Genomic DNA, 21,824 nt, shown 5'->3' with positions numbered 1-21,824 from the left:
GCTATATCAACAGGCTTCTTGGGCTTCCGGTTCACAAATTGGCACTGAATTGTCCCCTGTGGGTTTAGGTGAGGGTTGAACGGGTTGTTGTGTGTCCGGTTTAGGGTTTTGGGGATTGGACTGTTCTGATGACGGCGGGTTTTGCTGATTCGTATCCCCTTGATTTTTACGCTGGGTAGCTTGGCGAACTAATCCATTTAACTTTTCTCGCCAATAGCGTTGTTCTGGAAAATCGCTGTCTGCGGCATAAATGATCACATCAACATAGCGACCTTCATTGTAGGCTTGCTCAATCTTATCGAATTTGGTTTTCGCTTCCCCCCATTCCTTTTGCCAAGTCTCGATGTTCTTTTGAGCATCCTCAAACGCCGGACTACTGGGGAGAACCGATTGAGCCGCCGCGATCGCTTTATCTAAGTTACCCTGTTGATACTCTTGGGCTGCTTCTGTCAAGACCTTTGCCCCATTATCGGGTTTGGGTTGATTGGGGGATTTTTGCGGGGTTGGAGTTGGTTCTGGACTGGGACTGGGTTTTGCCTCAACTGGAGTCGGACTCGGTTGAGTTTCTTCTGGGGTAGGGCTAGCAGGTTGCTCAGCAATGGTATCCACAGAGGCACAATCGATATACTGCTCAAAAACCCATCCTTGTTTCGGTGAACGAATTTCCACCCAATCCCCTTGCTTGGTGCCAGTTAGGGATAAGTTTGTGCCTTTATTAACCGTACCAACAACCGCTGCGTTGGGGTTTGATCGCACGTTCAAGCTTTGAGCCGTCACCGTACAATTCCCTCGTGCCACTCCTTGACCGGATAAACCCTGACGAATGCCATACGCCATGCCTGCGGCTGCCATAGCCACGACTAAACCAATACCAATGACTAATGGGGCGCGGTTCGGTTCAGATGGGGGTGTGGGTTCAGGAGGGCGAGGAGGGGGAGGAGGGGCAGGTTGTCGAGGTGGTGCTGCTGGGGAAACTGCCAGAGTGCCTTGTTCCGATAGGGGTGTGGGTTGTGGCGTTGGTCTAGAAGGCGGAATCGGCTGACTGTAAGGAGTAGAAGGGGAGGCTGTGAGCGATCGCACCGCTTGTAAGGCTTCTGTGGCTGACTGGTAGCGGTCTTTGAAATGATAGCGCACCATCCGGGTCAGGATATTCTTCAACCCTGGACTCACGGGTGCAAGATGCTGCCAGATCAGTTCGCCCGTATTTAAATCTTCCTGCAATTCGGCAGGCATACGACCCGTAATTGCCTGGATACCAATAATTCCCAAGGCGTAAATATCGCTGGTGGGACGCGGTTGACCCAAAGCCTGTTCGCTGGACATATAACCCGGAGTCCCCACAGCAACCGTATTGCTCATCTGCATCTGAGAAGTCGCCAGTTGAGTCCGGATTTGCTTAACCGCCCCAAAGTCCAATAAGACTAACTTTTTATCTAAATTACGCCGAATTAAGTTATCTGGCTTAAGATCCCGGTGAATCACGCCACGATTATGAACAAACTCTAAAACCTCTGAGAGTTCTTGCAGCAGGGCAATAACTCGCGTCTCATCCCACGGTTGACCCGGTATCAACTCTTTGCTGAGGGGATGCCCTTCAATATATTCCTGAACCAGATAAAATTCTTGGTCTTCTTCAAAGTAGGCAAGCAGACGCGGGATCTGGTCGTGATTGCCCAGCACTTCTAGGGTTTCCGCTTCGCTGTTGAACAGGCGTCGGGCGGTTTCTAAGAAATTGGGGTCACGATTAGCCGGCTGAAGGTGTTTGACCACACAAATTGGGCTACCGGGACGCCGGGTATCTTGTGCCAGGTACGTGCGACCAAATCCTCCTGCACCGAGGACTTGGTTGACTTGGTAACGACCATCCAATAACTTGCCTAACATAGGAGTGATGCGCCTCAACGTTCACATGTTAATAGTTACATACACCGACAGGATAGGTGTGCCAGGATTGTGCCAATTTAGTTTTTGTTCTGCTCTATGCATTGAATACATAATCCTTAGCTTCCGATGAGTTGAAGATACCTATCATAGAACAATAGCCGCTTATCGATGGGGGAGAGGGAATTATATTGGCAGTTTTCGCCCCTGGAGTCTTGTACGATAACTAGAAAATATAATGAACACTGTCGATTATCTCCGGATTAGCCTCATTGACCGCTGTAACTTCCGCTGTCACTACTGTATGCCGGACGGGTCAGAACTTGACTATATCCTGCAACAGGAACTCCTCACCCATGAGGAGCTGCTGACGCTATTGAAAGAGGTGTTTATCCCAGTCGGGTTTAGAAAGTTTCGCCTGACGGGTGGAGAACCGCTACTGCGTCCAGGGGTGGTAGAGTTGGTCAGAGAAATTGCTGCGCTGGATCAAACCGAAGATTTAGCGATGACGACGAATGCCTTTTTACTCGCAGGCATGGCACAAGACTTGTATGATGCGGGATTGCGGCGGATTAATATTAGCTTGGACTCTCTCAATCCTGATACCTTTGACAAAATTATCGGGAATCGGGGGCGATCGCGCTGGCGGCAAACTTGGGACGGAATTCAGGCGGCACATCGGGTTGGGTTTGATCCGCTGAAATTGAATATCGTCGTTATTCCAGGGGTGAATGACTCAGAAGTCCTGGATTTAGCCGCACTTACCCTTGAGCGCCATTGGCACATTCGGTTTATTGAGTTTATGCCGATTGGCAATCCTGAATTATTTAGCGATCGCGCCTGGATTCCTTCTGAGGAACTACGCCAGCAAATCCGCGATCGCTGGGGCTTAGTTGAGTCGAATGTGCGCGGGAATGGACCGGCTGATGTATTCCAGATTCCTAATGCCTTGGGGACTCTCGGCTTTATCAGTCAGATGTCCGAATGTTTTTGCGATCGCTGTAACCGTATGCGCCTCTCCGCTGATGGGTGGTTGCGCCCCTGTTTACTCAATGAAACGGGTCAAATTGACTTAAAAACCGCTCTGCGTAGCGGCGTTGATCTCGCCCAGTTAAGAGCGCGAGTGCAGCAGTTACTAGCGATTAAACCAGATATCAACTTTAAACAGCGAGACTCTGGCACTGATGGTTACTACACTCGCACCATGTCACAAATTGGTGGATAGCCATTGTCATTCGTCATTTGTCCTTTGTTTTTTCCTGGTACCAATGACCAATGACCAATGACCAATCTACGCTTTCCGTGAATAGAACTCAACCACCAGCAGTTCGTTAATTTGCAGAGCGACCCACTCACGCTCAATCACACCATTGACCTTACCCGTGAATGTTTTCTTGTCAAACTCTAAATGGCTCGGTAGATTTGCCAATCCGGGGTATTCCAGATTTTTTGCCACCAAACCCCGAGAGCGCTCATTATCTTTAACCATAATCACATCACCGGGACGGCATTGGTAGCTAGCGATATTCACTTCCCTACCATTGACCATCACATGACCGTGATTCACAAGCTGACGCGCACCTGGAATAGTACCTGCCATTCCTAAACGAAATACGGTGTTATCCAGTCGCATTTCTAGCAGTTCTAGCAACGCTTGACCCGTGGAACCCGTTGCCCTACGTGCTTTACGAACATAGCGAAGCAATTGCTTTTCCGTGACTCCGTAGTTGTAGCGGAGTTTCTGTTTTTCTTCCAATCGAATCGCATATTCTGACCGCTTCCGGCGAGCTTGACCATGTTGACCGGGTGGGTATGAACGACGGGGGGATTTGCGAGTCAAACCGGGCAGATCGCCCAGACGACGGACAATCCGCAGGCGCGGACCTCGATATCGCGACATAGAACTTCCTTGTGTACCTGACTAATTTTTACCCAAATACTTTATATTACAACATTAAGGGAGTAAGTTTTGAGTTTTGAGTTTTGAGTTTTGAAGACCCTCGATGGCATGGCGCGTGACCCTTGAAGACCGTTACATAAGACCGAATCAAAGCTAATCAACCGTAGTCAAACTTAGCTTGATGCTTACTTCCTGCTTCACTCTGGCGGTGTCGGCACTCAACCAGTCCACAGGCTCTCCCCCACCTAACTGGCGGAACCTGTCTAAATTGAGCGATGCGTTCAAGTCTCTGTCGCACTCAAACCCGCAGTTGTCACACTGGAAAACTCGCTCAGATAAGGGCATTGAGTCTTTGACAGTATGGCACTGGGAACAGGTCTTGGTTGAAGGATACCACTGGTCTACTGCAACCAAGGTTGACCCATACAACTGGCACTTGTACTCTAACTGGCGCTTGAACTCATGGAAGCCCATATCCTGAATAGCTTTAGCTAGTTTGTGGTTAGCCATCATCCCGGATACATTCAGGTTTTCTATTCCTATCCGGCTGTGGTTTTGGGCTAAATAGGAGGTGAGTTTATGCAGCGTGTCTTTACGGATATTGGCTATTTTCCGGTGTAAACGGGCTATTTTGATTTGGGCTTTTTTCCAATTAGATGAACCGATTTGTTTATGACGGTTTAACCATTGCATACGCGAGAGCTTTTTCTCGTACTAAGGAAAAACTAAAAGCAATCCCTGACTGGCAAGAGCGACTCAGGGAGTTTGTTGATCAACTTACATCATCCCTACTTAAAGATGGGTAGGGATGAGTAGAGCTGAGTAGGAATTAGGTTACAGTTGCTGACCCTCGATGGCAGAGTAAGGACAAATGACAAATGACAAATGACAAAAGACGAAGGACAAAGGACTATCCCCATACTCGATGCCTTACAAGCCTGTGCTGGACGCCCTCACGCGCCGTTTTACGCCCCAGGTCATAAGCGGGGAAAAGGTATATCTGATCGGCTGGTGAACCTCTGGGGAAAATCAGTCTTTGAGAGTGATCTACCTGAATTGCCCGATTTTGATAACTTATTTGCCCCTTCAGGAGTGATTCAGGAGGCGCAAGAGTTAGCGGCGGCGGCGTTTGGTGCAGATAAAACGTGGTTTCTGGTTAATGGCTCAACCTGTGGGGTAATCGCGGCAATTTTAGCCACTTGCGGTACAGGAGATAAGCTAATTTTGCCTCGCAATAGTCATCAATCCGCGATCGCAGGTTTGGTTTTGTCTGGTGCGAGTCCGATTTTTATTACCCCAGAGTATGATCCTTCGGGGGATTTAGCACACAGCATTACTCCAAACGCCGTTACCCAAGCCCTAAAGCAACATCCGGATGCCAAAGCGGTGATGCTGCTTTATCCGACCTATCATGGCGTGTGCGGGGATATCCACGCGATCGCACAACGGGTGCATCACTACAATATTCCTTTGCTGGTTGATGAGGCGCACGGGGCGCACCTGACTTTTCACCCTGATTTGCCTCCGAGTGCAATCTCAGCCGGGGCTGATTTAACCATACAATCCACCCATAAGGTTTTGGCAGCTATGACCCAAGCCTCAATGCTGCACATTAAAGGTGATCGCATTGATCCTGAACGATTGAGTCAAGCCCTACAGCTTGTCCAGTCTACCAGTCCCAGCGCCCTCCTCTTAGCCTCTCTAGACGCCGCACGACAACAAATGGTGCTGTATGGGGAAAAGCTGCTTAGCCGCACTCTAGGGCTGGCTGAGGTGGCGAGAGAACAGATTCAACAAATTCCTGGATTATCGGTTTTAGACGCCACAAACACTCCGGGTTGTTTTACCCTAGATCCTACCCGGCTGACGGTGAAGGTTACAGCGTTGGGGCTCAGTGGGTTTGAAGCCGATGAAATTTTTTGTGAGCAGTTGGGTGTAACCGCCGAGTTACCGACATTCCAACATCTGACGTTTATCATGAGTTTAGGAAACACCACTGATGATATTCAGCAGTTAGTACAAGCCTTTGCCCACTTAAGCCAGCGCTATTGTCGTCCCGATTCTCGCCCTAGGCAGAATTTATACCAACCGGGAATGGTTTCCGGGTTAATCGTGGAACCGTCGATGTCCCCTCGCGACGCCTTTTTTGCCCCGAAAGAACGGTTACCTCTTGAACAAAGCGTAGGTAAAATTAGTGCTGAATGGGTTTGTCCCTATCCCCCTGGTATTCCCGTTTTAATTCCAGGATTTGCGATCGCGTCAGCTACGGTGGACTATCTGCGACAGGTTCAGCATTTTGGCGGCTATATTACTGGGTGTAGTGACCCTAGCTTAAACAGCGTCAACGTTGTTATACAGTAAGGACTAATGACCAAGGATCAACAGAATGTCTTCTCCCCTGTGGAACTATACCACTCCTGGTATTCCCGATGATTTATTCGAGCGCTTGCCCGGTATTCCCCTGACTAAGCGAGAAGCACGCTTACTGATTATTTCCGCATTGCGCCTAGAATCCCATTCCTTGCTCTGGGATATCGGTGCAGGGACAGGTACGATTGCTGTGGAAACCGGATTACTTTCTCCTCACGGTAAAATTGTGGCGGTAGAACGGGATGAAGATGTGGCGAACCTGATTCGACGCAACTGTTCCCGCTTCGGCATTGAGAATGTTGACGTTATCGAAGGATCGGCGCCGGAATGTCTCCCCAATCTACCCGGAAAACCCCATAGAGCCTGCATTGAGGGAGGACGCCCGATTAAAGAAATTCTTAAGGAAGTCTGGCATTACTTAGAACCCCAAGGTCGGATTGTTGCCACAGCTAGTAATTTAGAGAGTCTTTATACCCTCTCAGAAGGTTTGGCTGAGTTACAAGCTCGTAATATCGAGGTTGTGCAATCGTCAATCAATCGCTTGGAGACCCGAGGCACTCATCAAATCTTTGCCGCTGTTAATCCCATGTTTATCCTCAGTGGGGAGAAGTTGGATTCGTAACCTTCCACACACTGATGTGCATCTAAATAAACAAGAGTGAAGTCCTTATCAGGGGTATGGGGTGTAAGGGTATGCACAATAAATGTGTAACAGCTTACCATAAACATTTCAAAGTTGATAACTCGCACCTACCCATCCTCAAATTGACTAACTGCGAGTGCTGCCAGATTGTTAATCTTAATGTAATAGTTTCATCTAGACAGTTAATTGGGACTGTCTTGTGTCAACCAAAGTTCTATGCCCTGGTCTCGAATTTTTAGTGGAATTGTAGCGATTACCCTAGCGATGGGGATGATTGTAGCGGGAGGATGGTATTTTACCCTCGGCCTGTGTGTCATCGTCTATTTGGGTCAATTGGAATATTTTCAACTGGTTCAGGCAAAAGGAATTGCGCCTGCGGCTAAAACGACGTTAGTTGTGAGTCAGCTTTTATTGGTGACAGCCGCCCTTAACTCTAATCTTACGGATGCCGCCTTTCCCATCGCCGGAACCTTGATTTGTTTTTACCTGCTCTTTCAACCCAAAATGGCGACGATTGCGGATATTGCCGCTTCGATTTTGGGATTACTCTATGCCGGTTATCTGCCTAGCTACTGGATACGATTGCGTGTTGGCTTAGATGGAGGGGTTTCATTGCCACTGAATGCTACAGCTAGCATCAATAGTTTCTCGTTCAATGGCTCTTGGCTTCACCCTTGGACTAACCTAACGGTTCTGTCCCAAGGTTTAACTGTTACTCTACTCGCCTTTGGCTGTATTTGGGCAGCCGATATTGGTGCGTATAGTTTTGGCAAGTTTTTTGGTCGAACTCCCCTTTCGAGTATTAGTCCCAAAAAGACAGTGGAAGGCGCAATTTTCGGGCTTTGCGCTAGTGGAGCAGTGGCTATGGCTGGGGCTTGGTATCTGCAATGGTCGAATTGGCAACTCAGTGGATTTGTTTTCGGCACCTTAATTGGGGTGGCTAGCCTCTTGGGAGACTTAACCGAATCAATGATGAAACGAGATGCAGGTGTCAAGGATTCAGGACAATTAATTCCTGGTCACGGTGGTATTTTAGACCGCACAGACAGCTATGTTTTTACGGCTCCCTTAGTGTACTATTTCATTACCCTCTTGCAGCCTCTGTTGCCGCCTTTTAGTTAAGGCGAAAAGCCAAATCTGTGATTTGACCTGGAGCCTGGTTTTGACGCTTGGGCGGGTTTTCTTGCTCAGTGATCACTGAACAACTGTGCCAGAGTGTCTCCCGCCCACCTCTACCATAAGACAAATGAACCCGGTAATTAATGATCCTCAGGAGGGTTGTCCAGTTGCGTGAGAGTATAATGGGCAATAGCTAAACTTAAGCGCACCTGCTCAATGGGCGATAATTCAGACCATTTGACTGAGCCAACAGTGCCAAAGTCTTGATTGCCTCGCATGGCGTAAGCCCACGGACGGGCAAAAATTAATAGATCATCTTCACTCCAGTTCGGCAATAACGGTTTAACGCATAAAACAAGCTTATCTGCGAATGACTGGTTCATGGACAACGCCTGTTGAGCTTGGTCGGCGATCGCGTCCAACCAAGACGCCGGAACGCCGGAAAACCGTTGAGCCAATGACCGCTTCACAGATGCTGAACCTGAAGAATCTGAGGGCGTCAGAGATGTCCAGCACTGGTGCAAGCGATTGAATAGAGTTTGTGAGCCTGAGGTAATTTCCGCCGCTGTTTGACAAGCATCCAGAGAAAATCCCGCTTCCAGATCTGCCAAATAGTCTTGGGCTTCAGGTTCAGCGGGATTCCAGGGATAACAATTGTCGTCGGGTTGCCAAAGTACTTCTATGAGTTCTCCTTGGGCTTGACTCAAAGCATCTTGATAATTTCGGTATGGTTTATTTTGACTGGTCATAATACCCCTTCTGTGATCTTTGGTGTAGATGAAAATTGATAGGAATAGCTACATCAGCACTCTCGAATGTTCCGTAATCATTCAGAAAATTAAGGTTGGTGCCGATAATTGGCGCAATTGTGGGAACGGTTGAATTTACCGATGTGACCCTCGGCTTGAATCCCTGTGATTCTAAGATTTGTTAAGTTTTTGGATTAAATGTTTTCAATAATAAACTCCAGGGTTTGACTTTGAGTACTGCCAAATTTTAGCTGGCTACCCGACTCCAATGGCACTTCCTGATGGTGGATTCTCTGCCACCCATCTGCTCGTAAAATATGAGTGCCGTTGCGAGAAAAATCACGCAGGAAGTAAGTCGGGATTTGTTCTGGATGGGTGAAGGTATCGCGACAGAGAATTTCTGCATGTTTATAGCTAACCCACATTTCCTCATCCAAAACCAAATCATTCTCCTGTCCGCGTCCCACACGCATCAGCCCACCGCGAATTCGCCAAACTTTACCCGTTGAGTTCAAGGAACGTAAGCAAGCTGTGGGGGTTTGTACGCCATTCCAGTGGCTGGGCATAGGGGGAAGCTCAGTAATCCCTTCTTCTAAGGAAGCAATCAACTGTCCTGGGAACTCCGGATGCATGTAAAGCACAGGTAACGTCCAAGCCGGTTGGTTGAACTTGTAGAGCGTAAGTAATTGTTGTCTAGCAACAGCGACAGCTTGATCAATAGGCATCCGGGTAGCTAGGGCTTGGGCAAGACTTTGGATAAAACTTAAGGCTTCGTGATCGGCAATGGAGTCGCGCATACCCAAAACGGCGGGTACACCATGGTGAATTAGCACTTCAGCTAAGCTACTCCGGGGAATCGTTTGACCTCCCACCTGATCCGGTTGAGCGCCCCAACAGGTATTGAATACCGCCAAGGTCACTTGATTACGAACCAAGACTTGAGCCAATTCTGTGCCATTGATGGTGGCGTCTGGATTTAAAAAGAGTAAACCCCCATCGGGAGCCGGTTCACCATGACCGGCATAAAAAAGAATATTATAACCTCCTGTGTCCAAAGCAGCAATTAAATCAGCAGGTGTTGGCTGTATGAGCTTTTCGACAAAGCAGGGAACGGCTGTGGGGTTGAACTTTTGACAGGATTGGAAAACATTCTCTAAAACCCCTGCCTCTTGTTCAAGCTGGAGGCTGGCAGCTGAATGGTTACCACTGGAGCGGTGGACATCTTGTCCAAAGACGAGCAGGATATTCAGAGCTTGATCGTGGCGGATTAGTGGTTTGAGAGAGTCAACATTACTCGTCGTGCGGCTAAACAGCAGTTGAGTAGACAGAGAAATAGCGGGTTTACCTGCCATTTCCTGCATAATTTCCCAGGGGAGGGGAATAAGCTCAGGATGTCGAATTTCCAAGCGCACGCGCAGGGATGTATTTTGTCCCCGAGCAATCCCGCGACTTTCAGCCAATGTTGTTTGAATTGAACCCGCAAATAGCCAATTCCACAAATCTATTCCCAACTGCTGCATCAGCCGTCCGCCGTAGCTAATCGTCTGCATCGGGGCGTTTTCGCTCTGGGGCGATAATGTTGGTGTAGGTGTCAAGGGATGAGGCAGGGGCAATAGGGGAGGCAAATTCCCTGTAGAAAACATTTGTTGCCACGCCAACCACGTTTGAGTCAGAGTGGGAGACCAAATTGAGTCATGATGAACATAACCCCCAGGATAAGGAGCTTCAATCACCCACACAGCAAAGTTATCTGCCCCAGCCGTAGACAGACGTGCGATCGCTAAACTGAGGCAAGGAATTTCGATATCAGACATTCAACGCCCAAATGTAGAGCAACATTTTTCTTATTAGTCTACCCAGTCTTGGCTAGGGTTTGTGTATCCAGTCTACTTCTTCAAGAGTGCTAAGTGTCGTTACTAGACCGACGCTCTAAGGGGATTTAGGAGAACTTAGGGCAGGAGTTGAAGCCTCAGAGGGAGGTTCACTTGTACACACACCCAATTGTTCGGATGTTGGGTTAAAATTTAATTCAAAATTTGAGCGAATATTGACAACTTTTATCCAACCTCTATCCCCTGGCTGAACCTGGGGATAAATATTGCCGCGCTCTTTTGCATCCGATAGAGTCGGGGATTCTGGGGTAGAGTTGGCAGACTGTTCAATTGCTGTCTGTACCGATTGTGTGTCAGCGCTTCGCGTCCCCGCCGAACAAACTCTCAATTTGAGCCAATCATCTTCCCCAGAATCGGACGATTGCCGAATAACTTGCAAGACACTCCCTCTAGGAACTAACCGAATCGGTGAGAGATTTTCCTCCGGAGGCTTGAGTCGCAGTAGTAACGGAACATCTTGTCCTTCTGAATTGATAATAGTTGAGCGAGTCACTTGCATCAGTGTCAAGTTCTCCAAGGACGAAACCGTTTCAGGCGTTGGCGTTGAACGAGCCGTTGGAGATGGAGTCACTGACACGGATACTGGAGGATCAGAATTAGAACTCTGGCTGACAAACCCTTGTATCCAACGCCGAGGTAATAATAGGTAAGCCATTCCTGCACCCACCACTAACAGTACAACAATTGCTAATAGCAGTCCCCAAGGACGCCGCTTTGGTCTGATCAATTGTTGAGTTTTCTGCTGGGACGGTACAATGGCGGCTACCGTGGGCATTTGTGATGTTATCGGCAAAGGCAACGATTCCGGCTGAGGCGGCGCCAGTTCTGTTGGTTTTGTGTCCCCTGATGCCGTTACCTGACAGTAGATCAATGCCAGGGTAACATTATCATGACCATTTTGCCGATTAGCAATCTCGATGAGATGCTCGGCGGCGGTTGGTACATCAACCTGTCCGTCCAGAATGGGCAGAATTTCGGTTTGCCAATATTGTTCCACTCGGTCATGGTCACTCAGACCATCGGAACAGAGGAGAAATACACTATCTTCATCGAGGATAAACCGCTGGGTGGTTGGATGTAATGTGGTAGACGATGCCATGCCCAAAGCCTGGATCAATGAACCGGAGCTGGGCTGTCGCACAGCATAGCGGTAAAAGGTGTAACCCAATCGCACTTCACGGGAGGCTAGATCATCATCTTGGGTAATTTGATGACAACCTTGGCGCGTCACCCAGTAAACGCGACTGTCTCCGACATGAGTGATGTATATTTCATGGGCGCTGGTTTGAGCCATGACCAAGGTTGTACCCATCCGCTGTCGCTCAGAGCGATATTCGCTATCATTTTGCTGGCTAATGGCGTCATTAGCGGCGCAGGCAGCTTGTTCGAGTTGCAGGGTCAGGTGGGTTGGGTTCCAGTGGTCACGATCAAAATTGAGGCGTTCCACTTGCTCTCGCAAAATGTTAATCGCTAACCCCGAAGCAATTTCACCGCCCTCATGTCCGCCAATCCCGTCACAGACGATGGCTAAGGCATTTTCATCCGTTGACGGATTCTGTAGTTGTCCAATCGGTGGGTAACAAGCATCTTCATTGTGGTGACGAACTGGACCCGAATCTGTACTGGTAAAAATCTGATAACGACGAGATTGCCATTGTCCACAGTCTTTGATTGCCTGATCAAGTAGTCCCACCAGTTGTTCGGCGGTGCGAATTTTTCCTTGGATCAGTTGATCACAGAGTTGGTCTAAAAACTGCGTCGCGGGCGAGGATGCTTCTGGAATGAATTGAGACCAGCACTGACCGAGTTGTTTGAGCGTCGGTGCCGCATCCCGCCTTAGTTCCAATAGATGCAGGATAGAGCCTTCTGGACGCAGCCAATTGGGATTGAGCAAACTTGTCGCCACCCCTTCATGGCTTAAGGGTTGCCACAGATTGGCGATTTGCCACAACCAGTTGAGTTGACGTATGGCTGGTGCCTCTTTCCAGACTCGACTTAGGGGAGGAAATAGTTGTCCTTGAGATCCAGCCGCATCGGTTTCCTGAATTGGCGCCTCTTCCAATAGCCAGATCTGTGAACCTGGGTGTTCTCCACTGCCTGTCAGCCGCCCGTATACTTGGGGAATATGTAAGCCATAGGGAGATAGTCTCAAATAGGGCAACAACTCCGGCGGAATTTCTTGAGGGGTATCCGGTGGCGTTGCTGGTTTGGTATCGAGTAAAATCCGCTCATTGACCAACACATAACGGTTGGCGATTACTGATTCGAGCTGATATGCTTCTAAGCCCGATCCCAGCGCCCACAGATAACGCCGTTTCAGGGGCGTGCGACAGTTCTGACAGAACTTGTTGACAGGGGGATTGGCAGCCTGACAGCGGTAGTTAGGGCAGTGAAGGGTTGCTGCAGGATTGTCCATGGAAACACTCTTGGCTACGTCTAGCTAGTAATAAGTTGGCGATTGAAGTCGCACTGCCGCGATCGCGATGCATCTCTATATCTAGGATTACCGAAATAAGCCTACTGATTACAAATTCTAGCGTCTGATTCAAGAAGCCGTTTACTTATCTGAGGTATAAATGGTTTCAGAAGACTCTGACTCTTGAGCGGGTTGGCGATTCATCAACTCTAGGCTACTGAGTCGCAATAGACGGGGCCACAGCCATAAAAAGTAAAACCACCAAACCAAAATGGGGGTAGTCACGATCAGAGTTATCCAGAGCGTTTTGGCTAGAACCCAACTCCCCGTGATGATTACGACTCCGGTCAGGAGAATTGACCAAGGCTGACACCACCACGGTTTATAATTCCAAGGATTCAGGGGATCTTTGACAGACAACAGTTGCCTCTATTGGAAAAAATAACTTTATTTATAATACTTTTTTGCGACTTAGAGGAGTCGGTTCGGAAAATTCCCACTCCAGGAAGCGGTTGACTTCAGTTTCTGAGTATTGCTGATCAGCTTAACACAGTGCCAACAGACATGCCCAAGCCCGATGATGACACCTCCGATGATCACTCCTTTGAGGAGCTCAACTCCCCTGCGAGTGTTGAAATTAAACAGCTTATGGAGCAAATTGAGAACTCCCATGACCTGTTGTACAAAATGATTAACCTGGAAATGTGGGCATTAGCCGAAACGATGGATGAGTTTATTCCAGGTTTTTGGAGTCGTTTTTTGGAAAATCGGCGTTTAACCCTCAAACAATTTCTACAGAACAATTCTCACTCTAGAAAGAGGTAAATCTCCCCCTAGAGTTTTTATGATCACACTAGACAGGCAAAGTACGAGGATCTTATGAATAAGCCAGAACGCCCAGATACCAATGATACGCTCAATCCTGGCGATAAAGTCTCGCCAGAGGAGCAAACCCTAGAGCAAAAAGCACAGAAAGTCGCTGTTGATGCTCCTGATATTACCGGTGATCACATTGAAGTCCCCACTTACTTCACCGTAAAAGACGAAGACGGGGAAGAAAAAGCTCTACACCATATTCAGGATGCAGAAGAAATTTCTGATGTGATTCGCCAAGCACGCACCGATGAACAAGGCAATCGCACTTGGCGTTAGGGTTGAATTTACGAGTCCTGAGACACAACCTGCGGCAATCCCATGCTATAGTTCATTGCCCGACACTCCAGGTTGTAGCTAATCTCACCCTTTTGCAGGAGCGATCGCATGTAATGCTCTAAATCGGAGCCGACACGGCGAAGATTGTATTCGGTCAAATCTTCTCCGCTATAGGCTTCGACAAACTCATCAAACTTACGATAGATTTTTTGCAGGGCATCTTCACTCCAATTAAATTCATTATCGGGGTCAACGTCTAGTGTTAAAACGTTGTTACTCTCGACTAATTGGCTGTTTTGCACCTCGGCAGTGTAGATGCGAATGTGACGAGTTGTCGATTTGAGCAGCATGAAAACCCTCCGAGCTTAGATAATATTTTCCTTTACTAATTGTAAACCTTTGTAAATACAGTACCCAAATTATCTTCCGGCGAGAAAGAACCAAGCTAAGCTATCCCAGATCGGCTTAGTCCCTTGGTCTGAGTCCCGCCCCATTCCCAATGACGCGGTTAAGTCAGTGGGATATCTTGTTTCTGAGGAAGTCGGAGTGTAAATTATCTAGTTGTGGGGGAAAGGGGGAGCAATAAGACCCACGCCATAATTTTTAATTTGGCGCTGGCATACACTGGACTTCCCCAACCTCATTGTTGTAAATTGACATGGACTTCGATATAGATGCTCACAAAGCTAGTTGAAATTGCTGCACCATGAGTTGATTCTCGAATTCGATCATCAACAACCAACGCAAATCAAACGAACTAGTACCGCGGGGCTCGCGGGAATGGAAACTGCCTGTGCAGACGGTCTACCGGGGACTCAAATGTACTCGTCTGAGTCTAGGTAAGTGTCGAAATCCCGCCAGGGAAAAACCAGGAAATCCAAGTTGTGAAGCTTGGAAGCCCACACCAGAATCTTGGATTTGGTGTGGGAGGATGTCACAACAGTCAGCCATAGCTACCAATCCATAGCTTAACCAAATATGCACGATTCGATGGATGATATCGCCAAACAAGCTCATCAGGGCAGCGTGGCGGCGATAATTCAAATTCTGAATCAACAGTTAGCCGACGCTCGCGTCAGAACTCGAGCGGTTTTTGCAGATGGCGTGTTACACCTGTTGTGTGAAGCACCTGTAGTCGAACCCCTTGAGCGCTCCGTACTCGTTAAGAAAATTCAACAACTCCTAGAAGACATTGCACCGCGTACCATTCGTCGGGTAAACATTAACAGCCGCATTGTGCAGGAGCAACAATTGCTATGGTTAGAAGAAATTAGCCGTAATCCCGACCATCTGTTGTGGTCTCAAGACATCGTGCTGAGTAAGCCTAACTTGCTTCAGCAAGGGCTAAAGGCACTTCGCACTCCTAAAGCTGAACTGAGGAAGAAAACTCAGCTTCCCAAGGTGTCCTCCCGCAAACCGAAGGAAAAGCATCGTTTCCGGCGCAGTCTTGTTGGTGGTATTAGCGTCAGCCTATTCTTACTCTTAGCCGGTTGGTTGGTTTATGATCGCCTAATTCCCACACTAAACGCCAGTACCACTCCTAAAGAACCAACCCCTCCCCCCCAACCTGCCTCAACTTCAGCAGCAGCGACACCCTCTGATCCATTTACTGAAGCTGTGCGACTAGCCATCCAAGCCGATGCGGCGGGGACAACGGCGAATACAGCGGCTCAGTGGTTAGATATAGCAGCAGCGTGGGAAAAAGCATCGACTCTGATGAGTACCGTTAAGCCCGATCATCCCCGTTATCAAATAGCTCAAGATCGGGTTATCCTTTATCGCCAAAACAGCCAACTGGCTCAACAGCAAGCAAAACAAAGACAATCTGAGTAAGTTGTCATTTGTCATTTGTCCTTCGCTCCTTGGCGTGAATGAAGATAGTCATAAACCTGTCAAATCAGGGGACAACATTTTGAGGAAAGTAGAGATACGGTTGGGTCTTAACCCGATGAAGTAGGGTATGTAGGTAAGTCGTAAGCATAACGCAGCTCATTTTGCCATAAAACCTTACAGTATTAAGGAGGAGAACGATCGTTTCTCGCTCCTGTTTCCTCATTCATTACATGCAAAAGGCAGAATGCTGACCCAGGCTACGCCCAAGCCACCCCGTTGGCAACGACGCAATTATTCGCCCCTCGCTCGCCAGATTGACATTTTTCAGTCGGCGGCGAAGTTTATGTTCTATTTGTGGTGGGACAAAACCATTGCCAATGATACGCCCAATCACCGAAATCGCCGCGCCCAATGGCTGGTGGGGGCGTTGCTAGATTTAGGTCCAACGTTTATTAAAATTGGGCAAGCCCTCTCGACTCGTGCTGATTTACTGCCCTTAGAATACATAGAGGCATTGGGGCATTTACAGGATCGGGTTCCGGCATTTAGTGGGGCGGAAGCGATCGCGGTGATTGAAGCCGAATTGGGTCAGTCTATTCATGCATTATATCGGGAGTTTGACCCCTTTCCCCTGGCAGCGGCTAGTTTGGGTCAAGTTCACAAAGCACGGCTGCATACTGGGGAAGATGTGGTCGTTAAGGTGCAGCGTCCGGGGATTGAACGACTTTTTAATTTAGATTTTAAAATAATACACGAATTGGTGCGATTTGCTAATCGGTATTTGCCTTGGGTAAGGAAGTATAAACTTGAAGCAATTTATCGGGAATTTTTTGATTTACTCTATCAAGAAGTAGACTATATCCAAGAAGGTAAAAATGCCGATCGGTTTCGGGAAAATTTTAATAATTATCCAGGGATTCTGGTGCCGACGGTTTATTGGCGCTACACGACGAGGAAGATACTCACATTAGAATATATGCCCGGTATCAAGATTGATGATCGCCAAACCCTAGAAGCCTGCGAAATCAATACTAATGAGATTATTCAACGGGGAATTAGTTGTTATCTAAAACAGTTATTAGAAGACGGTTTTTTCCAGACTGATCCGCATCCAGGGAATATGGCAGTGTCTCAGGACGGCAGTATTATTTTCTATGATTTTGGCACGATGGCAGAGGTAAAATCGATTGCCAGAGACCAAATGATTAAAACCTTTTTTGCTGTTCTCCGGAAAGATACGGATGAGGTGGTGGATACTCTGACATATATGGGGTTAATTGAACGACAACCGGATATGACCCCGGTTAAACGCTTAGTCGCCTTTATTTTAGAACGGTTTCGGGAAAAGCCAATCGATGTGCGAGAATTTGAGGCATTGGGTAATGAATTGTATTTGATGTTTGAGCAGCAACCCTTTCGCTTGCCCGCACAAATGACGTTTATTTTAAAATCGTTAACCACACTGGATGGGATTGCTCGTGCCTTAAATCCCGAATATAATTTATTAGCCGCTAGTCAACCTTTTGTGAAAAACCTAACGGTTGCTAAAGGGCGGGGAGACGTGGTGAAAGAACTGGCAAGACAAGCCAGGGATTTTATTAAATATCGGTTAAATAAGCCCAGTTCTACGGAACTGTTAATTCGCCGCCTAGAAGCCCGAATCGAGCAAGGAGAACTACAAGTGAGGGTGCGTTCCCTGGAGAGCGATCGCGCCTTACAACGAATTCATTTGGCGATTAAGAGTTTGATTTATGCCTGTTTGACTGGGTTTGCATTATTGGCGGGGACGGTTTTGTTATTGGTGCCGCATACGGGTTGGGCAATTGCCGCGTTTACATTGTCGGGGTTTTGGTTGATCATTTTGTTGTATTCTTTAGTTCAGTTAGCGGTGACGGAAAAATTAGAGAAAATGACCCGCAGGTAGGTAATATATTCTCCAGTTTTTGTTTGATGATTTATACTAAAATATTTGTAGGGTTATAATTGCTGCTTGAGCAGTTGGCGTACTCATGGGGAAACTCAAACTTTTAACCCCTTTTCCTGAATCGTTGACGGATAAGATTGAGTTTGTAGTAAGGGCTTTACCTAAATTCCGTTGGGTTTCCTCCGTCAACCCAACCTACAACCTATTCCACCATTTTAGCCGTGTCATGCCACCAAGTCTGGGCGAGTTTAGTCGCATCTGGGTAAACCCGAAATGATAATAGTGAAAAGAACCCCTACAGACGAACCATTATAATATTCCATTTAGTCAATATGTTCTGGTTGGGTATAGTTAAACTCTAAAATGGACTTAATATGAATTACTTGATATGTTATAGTAAAAGGGATAGGCTAGAACTATAGCCGCCAACCGCGAAAATCAAGCGGCAAAAACAATATTCTGCCTTGGGAACCAAGGCGGCGGCGCGGGTTCTCCTGCTAGGAGATAAAGGTTAGGTAGCTAATCAGAGACGCTGAGTAAGACCAATATAGTTTCGGGTATTGAGGCATCGGCGGATGAGACGCTCGCGCCAACATCATAATCTTTGATTTGATGTTGGTAGTTCACACTCCTATCCAGTCGTCTTTAGACGACTTAAGCTTTCAGCCTTGGGTTTAAACCCAAGGCTAATTCTAATTCGATTGCTGGAGAACCTCACTAGCCGATATTCCCTCACCCTGAGAACCAAAATACCAAAGGGTGGCGGCGGCTTCCGCTTGCGTGACTGGCTTTTTCGGTTGCAAAAGAGTAGTGTACCCAAAAACGCGACGGATAATCGATTGTTCCCCATTTTGAAAATCTGCCAATACTGCCCGCAACGCCTTCGGGTCAATCTTGCTAGCATCTTGGAATCCCCAGGTTTGCTGCACTGCATCCAGAGATGCTGACGGTAACCCCTGACGAATATCTAACGGGACTTTCCATAAAATTAGATTTTCTCGCGTTAAGGGTGCATCAGGGCGGAAAAGAACTTCTGTAGAATTACCACTCAAAGGACTAGGAATTAACCCCGCTTCCGCTAATCCCTGAATGGCGCCAAAATCAGGGTCACTGGCTGGCACATCTTGGAATGCAGGTTGAGTTGTTTCTGATGCTAAACGGATTTGTTTTCCCGGACTATTCGCATAAATCCGATTATTGGTATTAATGAGCCAACGGGCATACTGACGGCGGGTAATGATTTTGTTGGCTGCAAATGATGTACCACTATCCTCTGATTTATTGTTAGCACTAGAAGGGTCAGACGTGAGAACACCTAAGGCGGCTAAGTCTTCTACATACTGACGCAATCCTGAGGGAACGTTATCGAAATCAGTGAAGTTCTGGTTTTCACCAGATACCGAGTCAACGGATTGAGGCGTCTCTGTTACTTTCTCTGAAGATTCTGAAGCCTCTGAGGATGCTGCGGCTGTCTCGGTACTGCGGCGGATGTACTGAATCTCAAATTCTGTGGTATTTTGGTCAGTCTCTGCCTCGGTTGGGGTTTCTTGCGTATCGTTAATGGCAGTATCCGGAGGAATAGAAATCCTGACTTGTAAATCATTCCGACGCACAACAAAGGAATTCGTCCCTTCCTGATTCGGTTCAGAAATGACCTGCCAACTGTCTGATTCAAATGCCCTGCGGTAAAATGCCTGAATCTCATTACTAGGGTCAGTGGATGACCAGATGGTAAGTTGACCTTGGGCATCTGAACGAGTTAGGGGTTCAACGTTCTGTAATTGTGCATCGGGATAGCGGGGAATTACGGTAGGGAAATCTTCTGGCAGTTGCGCCGAAGAGGTTTGCCCATTAGTCTGACTGCCCAAAATTGAGGCATTATCCTCTAGGTTGGGGTCTACGGCTAAGGAACGTTCTAAGGATTGACCTGTGGGACTATTGGCGCAGGCGGTCAAGACACCCACTAGGCAAGCTACGAAACCTGTAAATAGAATAGGACGTTTATCTAGCAGCACAGGGAACAGAACCAATAGATGTTTCTCTTCTCACGCTAGCGCAAAAATTTATTCTTATGTTATTTGTCCTTTCTGGATTCCCCTACCGTCCCACTTCAGATTCCCCTACCGTCCCCTTTTTAGATCCCCCTCTTCCCTTAAAAAGGGGGAATCCATTAGTCGGTTTTAACCGACTTAAGCTATTAGCTGAGAACTTGAGTTCTTGGCTGGTTGCTACCAATGATGCAATTACGACAATGGCAGCTATTATCGTAATTGGCGAGTTTTTTTATTAAATAAAAATTTTGATAAATACAAAAGCACAAAATTATCCTGATTTACTAGGTAAATTTTCAGATTACAATGTAGAGTTAGTTGAAATTCAAATAAACTCTAAAGTCCAGTTAAAACCAGCGAATGATTTTGAGGAAAGACGGCACGAGAGGGGAGTGTTTTGTTTCTTGGAAGCCAGGGAAGCAGGTAGGATGTCCGGACTACACTATCATTAAAAAGAGGCTTCTGCACGAGAGTGTCCATTAGGGTAGCTGACGAGGTTCAAGAACGCGATCGCCTCGTGAAGGCTACCCGAATCAGTACCCCCATCGCTCAAAGACCTAGAGAGCGTGTTATCTTGACTGAAAGCCAAAAGTTTTGTGGCGGCTGGTAAGAAGTGACAGCCAGCGATTTTTAGTACAAACCTGTATGACTTTAAACAAAACGGTAAAAAATCAGTCTGCTAAGGGAGGGATTTCAAAACCTGTGGATAAACCAAATCAGTCAACGGTAGCAGCGCAATCAACCCAATCTATATCGCCGAGATCAAAGTTTTGGCAACAAGTCCGGGAAAATCTACAAATTATTGCGATCGCACTCGCCCTAGCGCTGTTGATTCGAGTATTTATTGCCGAACCGCGCTACATTCCCTCAGACTCGATGATACCGACATTGACCATCGGCGATCGCGTGGTTGTGGAAAAAATCTCCTACCACTTCAAACCCCCAGTAAGCGGAGACATCATTGTCTTTGATCCACCACCTCAACTGCAAATGCAGGGGTATACAAAAGACCAAGCCTTTATTAAACGGATCGTTGCTACACCTGGTCAAATCGTACAAATTCAAGATGGCAAGGTCTATATTAATAGGAAGCCACTAGAAGAAGTTTACATTGCCGAACCACCGAACTATCAGATGGCACCCGTGCGAGTTCCGGAAGGTCAGTTATTTGTGATGGGAGATAATCGCAATAATAGCAACGATTCTCACGTTTGGGGATTCTTGCCTCAACCTAATATTATTGGTCATGCTTGCTTCCGTTTCTGGCCCCTCAGCCGATTCGGTTTAATTTGATGTCTGTAACTCCAGTTGGATCAAATGGCTCAGAAAATAGATGACAATCGAAATCTACGTCAGCACAGATATTGAATCCGATGGTCCCATTCCCGGACTTCATTCTATGCTCAGCATTGCCTCGGCAGCTTACAGCGCAGACAAACAATTGATCGCAACTTTTACAGCCAACCTGGAAACCTTGCCAGGGGCAAAAGGTCATCCCAAAACCATGAAATGGTGGTCACAACAACCAACCGCTTGGGAAGCCAGCAGAGTTAACCCACAACCCCCCGAACAGGTGATGCAGAACTATCACGCTTGGCTAGAAGCATTACCGGGTGAACCGATCTTTGTTGGCTATCCTGCTGCCTTCGACTTTATGTTTGTCTACTGGTATTTGATTAAGTTTGTCGGCGATAGTCCTTTTAACTATTCGGCACTCGACATCCGATCCTATGCGATGGCATTCCTCAAACAAGATTATCGTGAGTCAGGGAAGAAAAACCTACCCCCTGAGTGGTTGGAGGAAATGCCCCTGACTCATGTTGCTCTCGATGATGCAATACAACAGGGAAAATTATTTTGCAATCTTCTGCAAAACAACTTACAACGATAGGCG

General features: G+C 47.3%; 18 protein-coding genes and 1 pseudogene. 10 read left to right on the top strand and 9 right to left on the bottom strand.

The window, feature by feature from the left end:
- Window positions 1-6: 6 nt before the first annotated feature.
- On the bottom strand, window positions 7-1,884 hold the full coding sequence (locus RID09_RS09580) for a protein kinase domain-containing protein (RefSeq protein WP_446335721.1): 1,878 nt from the start codon (window positions 1,882-1,884) through the stop codon (window positions 7-9).
- Window positions 1,885-2,119: 235 nt separating this feature from the next.
- Here RID09_RS09580 and moaA point away from each other — a divergent pair, with 235 nt between their 5' ends.
- Complete coding sequence (gene moaA, locus RID09_RS09575) at window positions 2,120-3,106, top strand: GTP 3',8-cyclase MoaA (RefSeq protein WP_446335720.1); 987 nt, start codon at window positions 2,120-2,122, stop codon at window positions 3,104-3,106.
- 66 nt (window positions 3,107-3,172) lie between these two features.
- On the opposite strand, the gene rpsD is transcribed toward moaA, so the two are convergent.
- The gene (gene rpsD, locus RID09_RS09570) at window positions 3,173-3,781 is read right to left on the bottom strand and encodes a 30S ribosomal protein S4 (protein ID WP_446335719.1); all 609 of its coding nucleotides are present in this window, start codon (window positions 3,779-3,781) and stop codon (window positions 3,173-3,175) included.
- Between the two features lie 153 nt (window positions 3,782-3,934).
- Window positions 3,935-4,495 (bottom strand): annotated as a pseudogene (locus RID09_RS09565) (RNA-guided endonuclease InsQ/TnpB family protein); the annotation flags it as partial.
- Window positions 4,496-4,666: 171 nt separating this feature from the next.
- Between RID09_RS09565 and RID09_RS09560 the strand changes: the two are divergent.
- The 3 genes from RID09_RS09560 (at window position 4,667) to RID09_RS09550 (ending at window position 7,916) form a co-directional block, all read left to right on the top strand.
- On the top strand, window positions 4,667-6,142 hold the full coding sequence (locus tag RID09_RS09560) for an aminotransferase class I/II-fold pyridoxal phosphate-dependent enzyme (protein ID WP_446335718.1): 1,476 nt from the start codon (window positions 4,667-4,669) through the stop codon (window positions 6,140-6,142).
- Window positions 6,143-6,167: 25 nt separating this feature from the next.
- Window positions 6,168-6,773 carry a precorrin-6Y C5,15-methyltransferase subunit CbiT gene (gene cbiT / locus RID09_RS09555; RefSeq protein ID WP_446335717.1) on the top strand — a complete coding sequence of 202 codons (606 nt, stop codon included), beginning with the start codon at window positions 6,168-6,170 and terminating at the stop codon, window positions 6,771-6,773.
- Between the two features lie 237 nt (window positions 6,774-7,010).
- Entirely contained in the window at window positions 7,011-7,916 is a 906-nt protein-coding gene (locus RID09_RS09550) for a phosphatidate cytidylyltransferase (protein ID WP_446335716.1), read from the top strand.
- 137 nt (window positions 7,917-8,053) lie between these two features.
- On the opposite strand, the gene RID09_RS09545 is transcribed toward RID09_RS09550, so the two are convergent.
- The 4 genes from RID09_RS09545 to RID09_RS09530 form a co-directional block, all read right to left on the bottom strand.
- Window positions 8,054-8,662 carry a hypothetical protein gene (locus tag RID09_RS09545; RefSeq protein ID WP_446335715.1) on the bottom strand — a complete coding sequence of 203 codons (609 nt, stop codon included), beginning with the start codon at window positions 8,660-8,662 and terminating at the stop codon, window positions 8,054-8,056.
- Window positions 8,663-8,856: 194 nt separating this feature from the next.
- Window positions 8,857-10,476 (bottom strand): CHAT domain-containing protein, encoded by a 1,620-nt coding sequence (locus RID09_RS09540; RefSeq protein WP_446335714.1) that lies wholly within the window; start codon window positions 10,474-10,476, stop codon window positions 8,857-8,859.
- 115 nt (window positions 10,477-10,591) lie between these two features.
- Window positions 10,592-12,970, bottom strand: a complete 2,379-nt coding sequence (locus RID09_RS09535) for a PP2C family serine/threonine-protein phosphatase (RefSeq protein WP_446335713.1) — start codon at window positions 12,968-12,970, stop codon at window positions 10,592-10,594.
- A 141-nt stretch (window positions 12,971-13,111) separates the two neighbouring features.
- Complete coding sequence (locus tag RID09_RS09530) at window positions 13,112-13,390, bottom strand: DUF6737 family protein (protein ID WP_446335712.1); 279 nt, start codon at window positions 13,388-13,390, stop codon at window positions 13,112-13,114.
- A 132-nt stretch (window positions 13,391-13,522) separates the two neighbouring features.
- Here RID09_RS09530 and RID09_RS09525 point away from each other — a divergent pair, with 132 nt between their 5' ends.
- Both RID09_RS09525 and RID09_RS09520 read left to right on the top strand, forming a co-directional pair.
- Window positions 13,523-13,795: a hypothetical protein gene (locus RID09_RS09525; RefSeq protein ID WP_446335711.1), complete on the top strand. Its 273-nt coding sequence runs from the start codon at window positions 13,523-13,525 to the stop codon at window positions 13,793-13,795.
- 54 nt (window positions 13,796-13,849) lie between these two features.
- Window positions 13,850-14,122: a hypothetical protein gene (locus tag RID09_RS09520; RefSeq protein WP_446335710.1), complete on the top strand. Its 273-nt coding sequence runs from the start codon at window positions 13,850-13,852 to the stop codon at window positions 14,120-14,122.
- An 8-nt stretch (window positions 14,123-14,130) separates the two neighbouring features.
- Here RID09_RS09520 and ndhM read toward each other — a convergent pair whose 3' ends face one another.
- Entirely contained in the window at window positions 14,131-14,472 is a 342-nt protein-coding gene (ndhM, locus tag RID09_RS09515) for an NAD(P)H-quinone oxidoreductase subunit M (protein ID WP_446335709.1), read from the bottom strand.
- Window positions 14,473-15,100: 628 nt separating this feature from the next.
- On the opposite strand from ndhM, the gene RID09_RS09510 reads away from it, so the two are divergent.
- Together RID09_RS09510 and RID09_RS09505 are read left to right on the top strand one after the other, a co-directional pair.
- On the top strand, window positions 15,101-15,955 hold the full coding sequence (locus RID09_RS09510) for a hypothetical protein (protein ID WP_446335708.1): 855 nt from the start codon (window positions 15,101-15,103) through the stop codon (window positions 15,953-15,955).
- Between the two features lie 244 nt (window positions 15,956-16,199).
- Window positions 16,200-17,879 (top strand): ABC1 kinase family protein, encoded by a 1,680-nt coding sequence (locus RID09_RS09505; protein ID WP_446335707.1) that lies wholly within the window; start codon window positions 16,200-16,202, stop codon window positions 17,877-17,879.
- 692 nt (window positions 17,880-18,571) lie between these two features.
- Here the strand turns inward: RID09_RS09505 and RID09_RS09500 are convergent.
- Window positions 18,572-19,909, bottom strand: coding sequence for an S-layer homology domain-containing protein (locus tag RID09_RS09500; RefSeq protein WP_446335706.1), 1,338 nt, complete (start codon window positions 19,907-19,909; stop codon window positions 18,572-18,574).
- A 666-nt stretch (window positions 19,910-20,575) separates the two neighbouring features.
- Between RID09_RS09500 and lepB the strand changes: the two genes are divergently transcribed.
- On the top strand, window positions 20,576-21,223 hold the full coding sequence (gene lepB / locus RID09_RS09495; RefSeq protein WP_446335705.1) for a signal peptidase I: 648 nt from the start codon (window positions 20,576-20,578) through the stop codon (window positions 21,221-21,223).
- A 40-nt stretch (window positions 21,224-21,263) separates the two neighbouring features.
- Window positions 21,264-21,821, top strand: a complete 558-nt coding sequence (locus RID09_RS09490) for a 3'-5' exoribonuclease domain-containing protein (RefSeq protein ID WP_446335704.1) — start codon at window positions 21,264-21,266, stop codon at window positions 21,819-21,821.
- Window positions 21,822-21,824: the final 3 nt, after the last annotated feature.

It is taken from the genome of Coleofasciculus sp. G1-WW12-02 (genome assembly GCF_040219735.1).
Taxonomy (GTDB): Bacteria; Cyanobacteriota; Cyanobacteriia; order Cyanobacteriales; family Coleofasciculaceae; genus Coleofasciculus.
The sequence above is the reverse complement of the archived record's forward strand: the minus strand, read 5'-3'. Positions and strand labels throughout refer to the sequence as shown.

What these genes read in the sequence shown, in the direction of transcription:
- RID09_RS09580 (WP_446335721.1), bottom strand. Translation starts at nt 1,884, where the DNA reads ATGTTAGGCAAGTTATTGGATGGTCGTTACCAAGTCAACCAAGTCCTC.
- moaA (WP_446335720.1), top strand. Translation starts at nt 2,120, where the DNA reads ATGAACACTGTCGATTATCTCCGGATTAGCCTCATTGACCGCTGTAAC.
- rpsD (WP_446335719.1), bottom strand. Translation starts at nt 3,781, where the DNA reads ATGTCGCGATATCGAGGTCCGCGCCTGCGGATTGTCCGTCGTCTGGGC.
- RID09_RS09560 (WP_446335718.1), top strand. Translation starts at nt 4,667, where the DNA reads ATGACAAAAGACGAAGGACAAAGGACTATCCCCATACTCGATGCCTTA.
- cbiT (WP_446335717.1), top strand. Translation starts at nt 6,168, where the DNA reads ATGTCTTCTCCCCTGTGGAACTATACCACTCCTGGTATTCCCGATGAT.
- RID09_RS09550 (WP_446335716.1), top strand. Translation starts at nt 7,011, where the DNA reads ATGCCCTGGTCTCGAATTTTTAGTGGAATTGTAGCGATTACCCTAGCG.
- RID09_RS09545 (WP_446335715.1), bottom strand. Translation starts at nt 8,662, where the DNA reads ATGACCAGTCAAAATAAACCATACCGAAATTATCAAGATGCTTTGAGT.
- RID09_RS09540 (WP_446335714.1), bottom strand. Translation starts at nt 10,476, where the DNA reads ATGTCTGATATCGAAATTCCTTGCCTCAGTTTAGCGATCGCACGTCTG.
- RID09_RS09535 (WP_446335713.1), bottom strand. Translation starts at nt 12,970, where the DNA reads ATGGACAATCCTGCAGCAACCCTTCACTGCCCTAACTACCGCTGTCAG.
- RID09_RS09520 (WP_446335710.1), top strand. Translation starts at nt 13,850, where the DNA reads ATGAATAAGCCAGAACGCCCAGATACCAATGATACGCTCAATCCTGGC.
- ndhM (WP_446335709.1), bottom strand. Translation starts at nt 14,472, where the DNA reads ATGCTGCTCAAATCGACAACTCGTCACATTCGCATCTACACTGCCGAG.
- RID09_RS09510 (WP_446335708.1), top strand. Translation starts at nt 15,101, where the DNA reads ATGCACGATTCGATGGATGATATCGCCAAACAAGCTCATCAGGGCAGC.
- RID09_RS09505 (WP_446335707.1), top strand. Translation starts at nt 16,200, where the DNA reads ATGCTGACCCAGGCTACGCCCAAGCCACCCCGTTGGCAACGACGCAAT.
- lepB (WP_446335705.1), top strand. Translation starts at nt 20,576, where the DNA reads ATGACTTTAAACAAAACGGTAAAAAATCAGTCTGCTAAGGGAGGGATT.
- RID09_RS09490 (WP_446335704.1), top strand. Translation starts at nt 21,264, where the DNA reads ATGACAATCGAAATCTACGTCAGCACAGATATTGAATCCGATGGTCCC.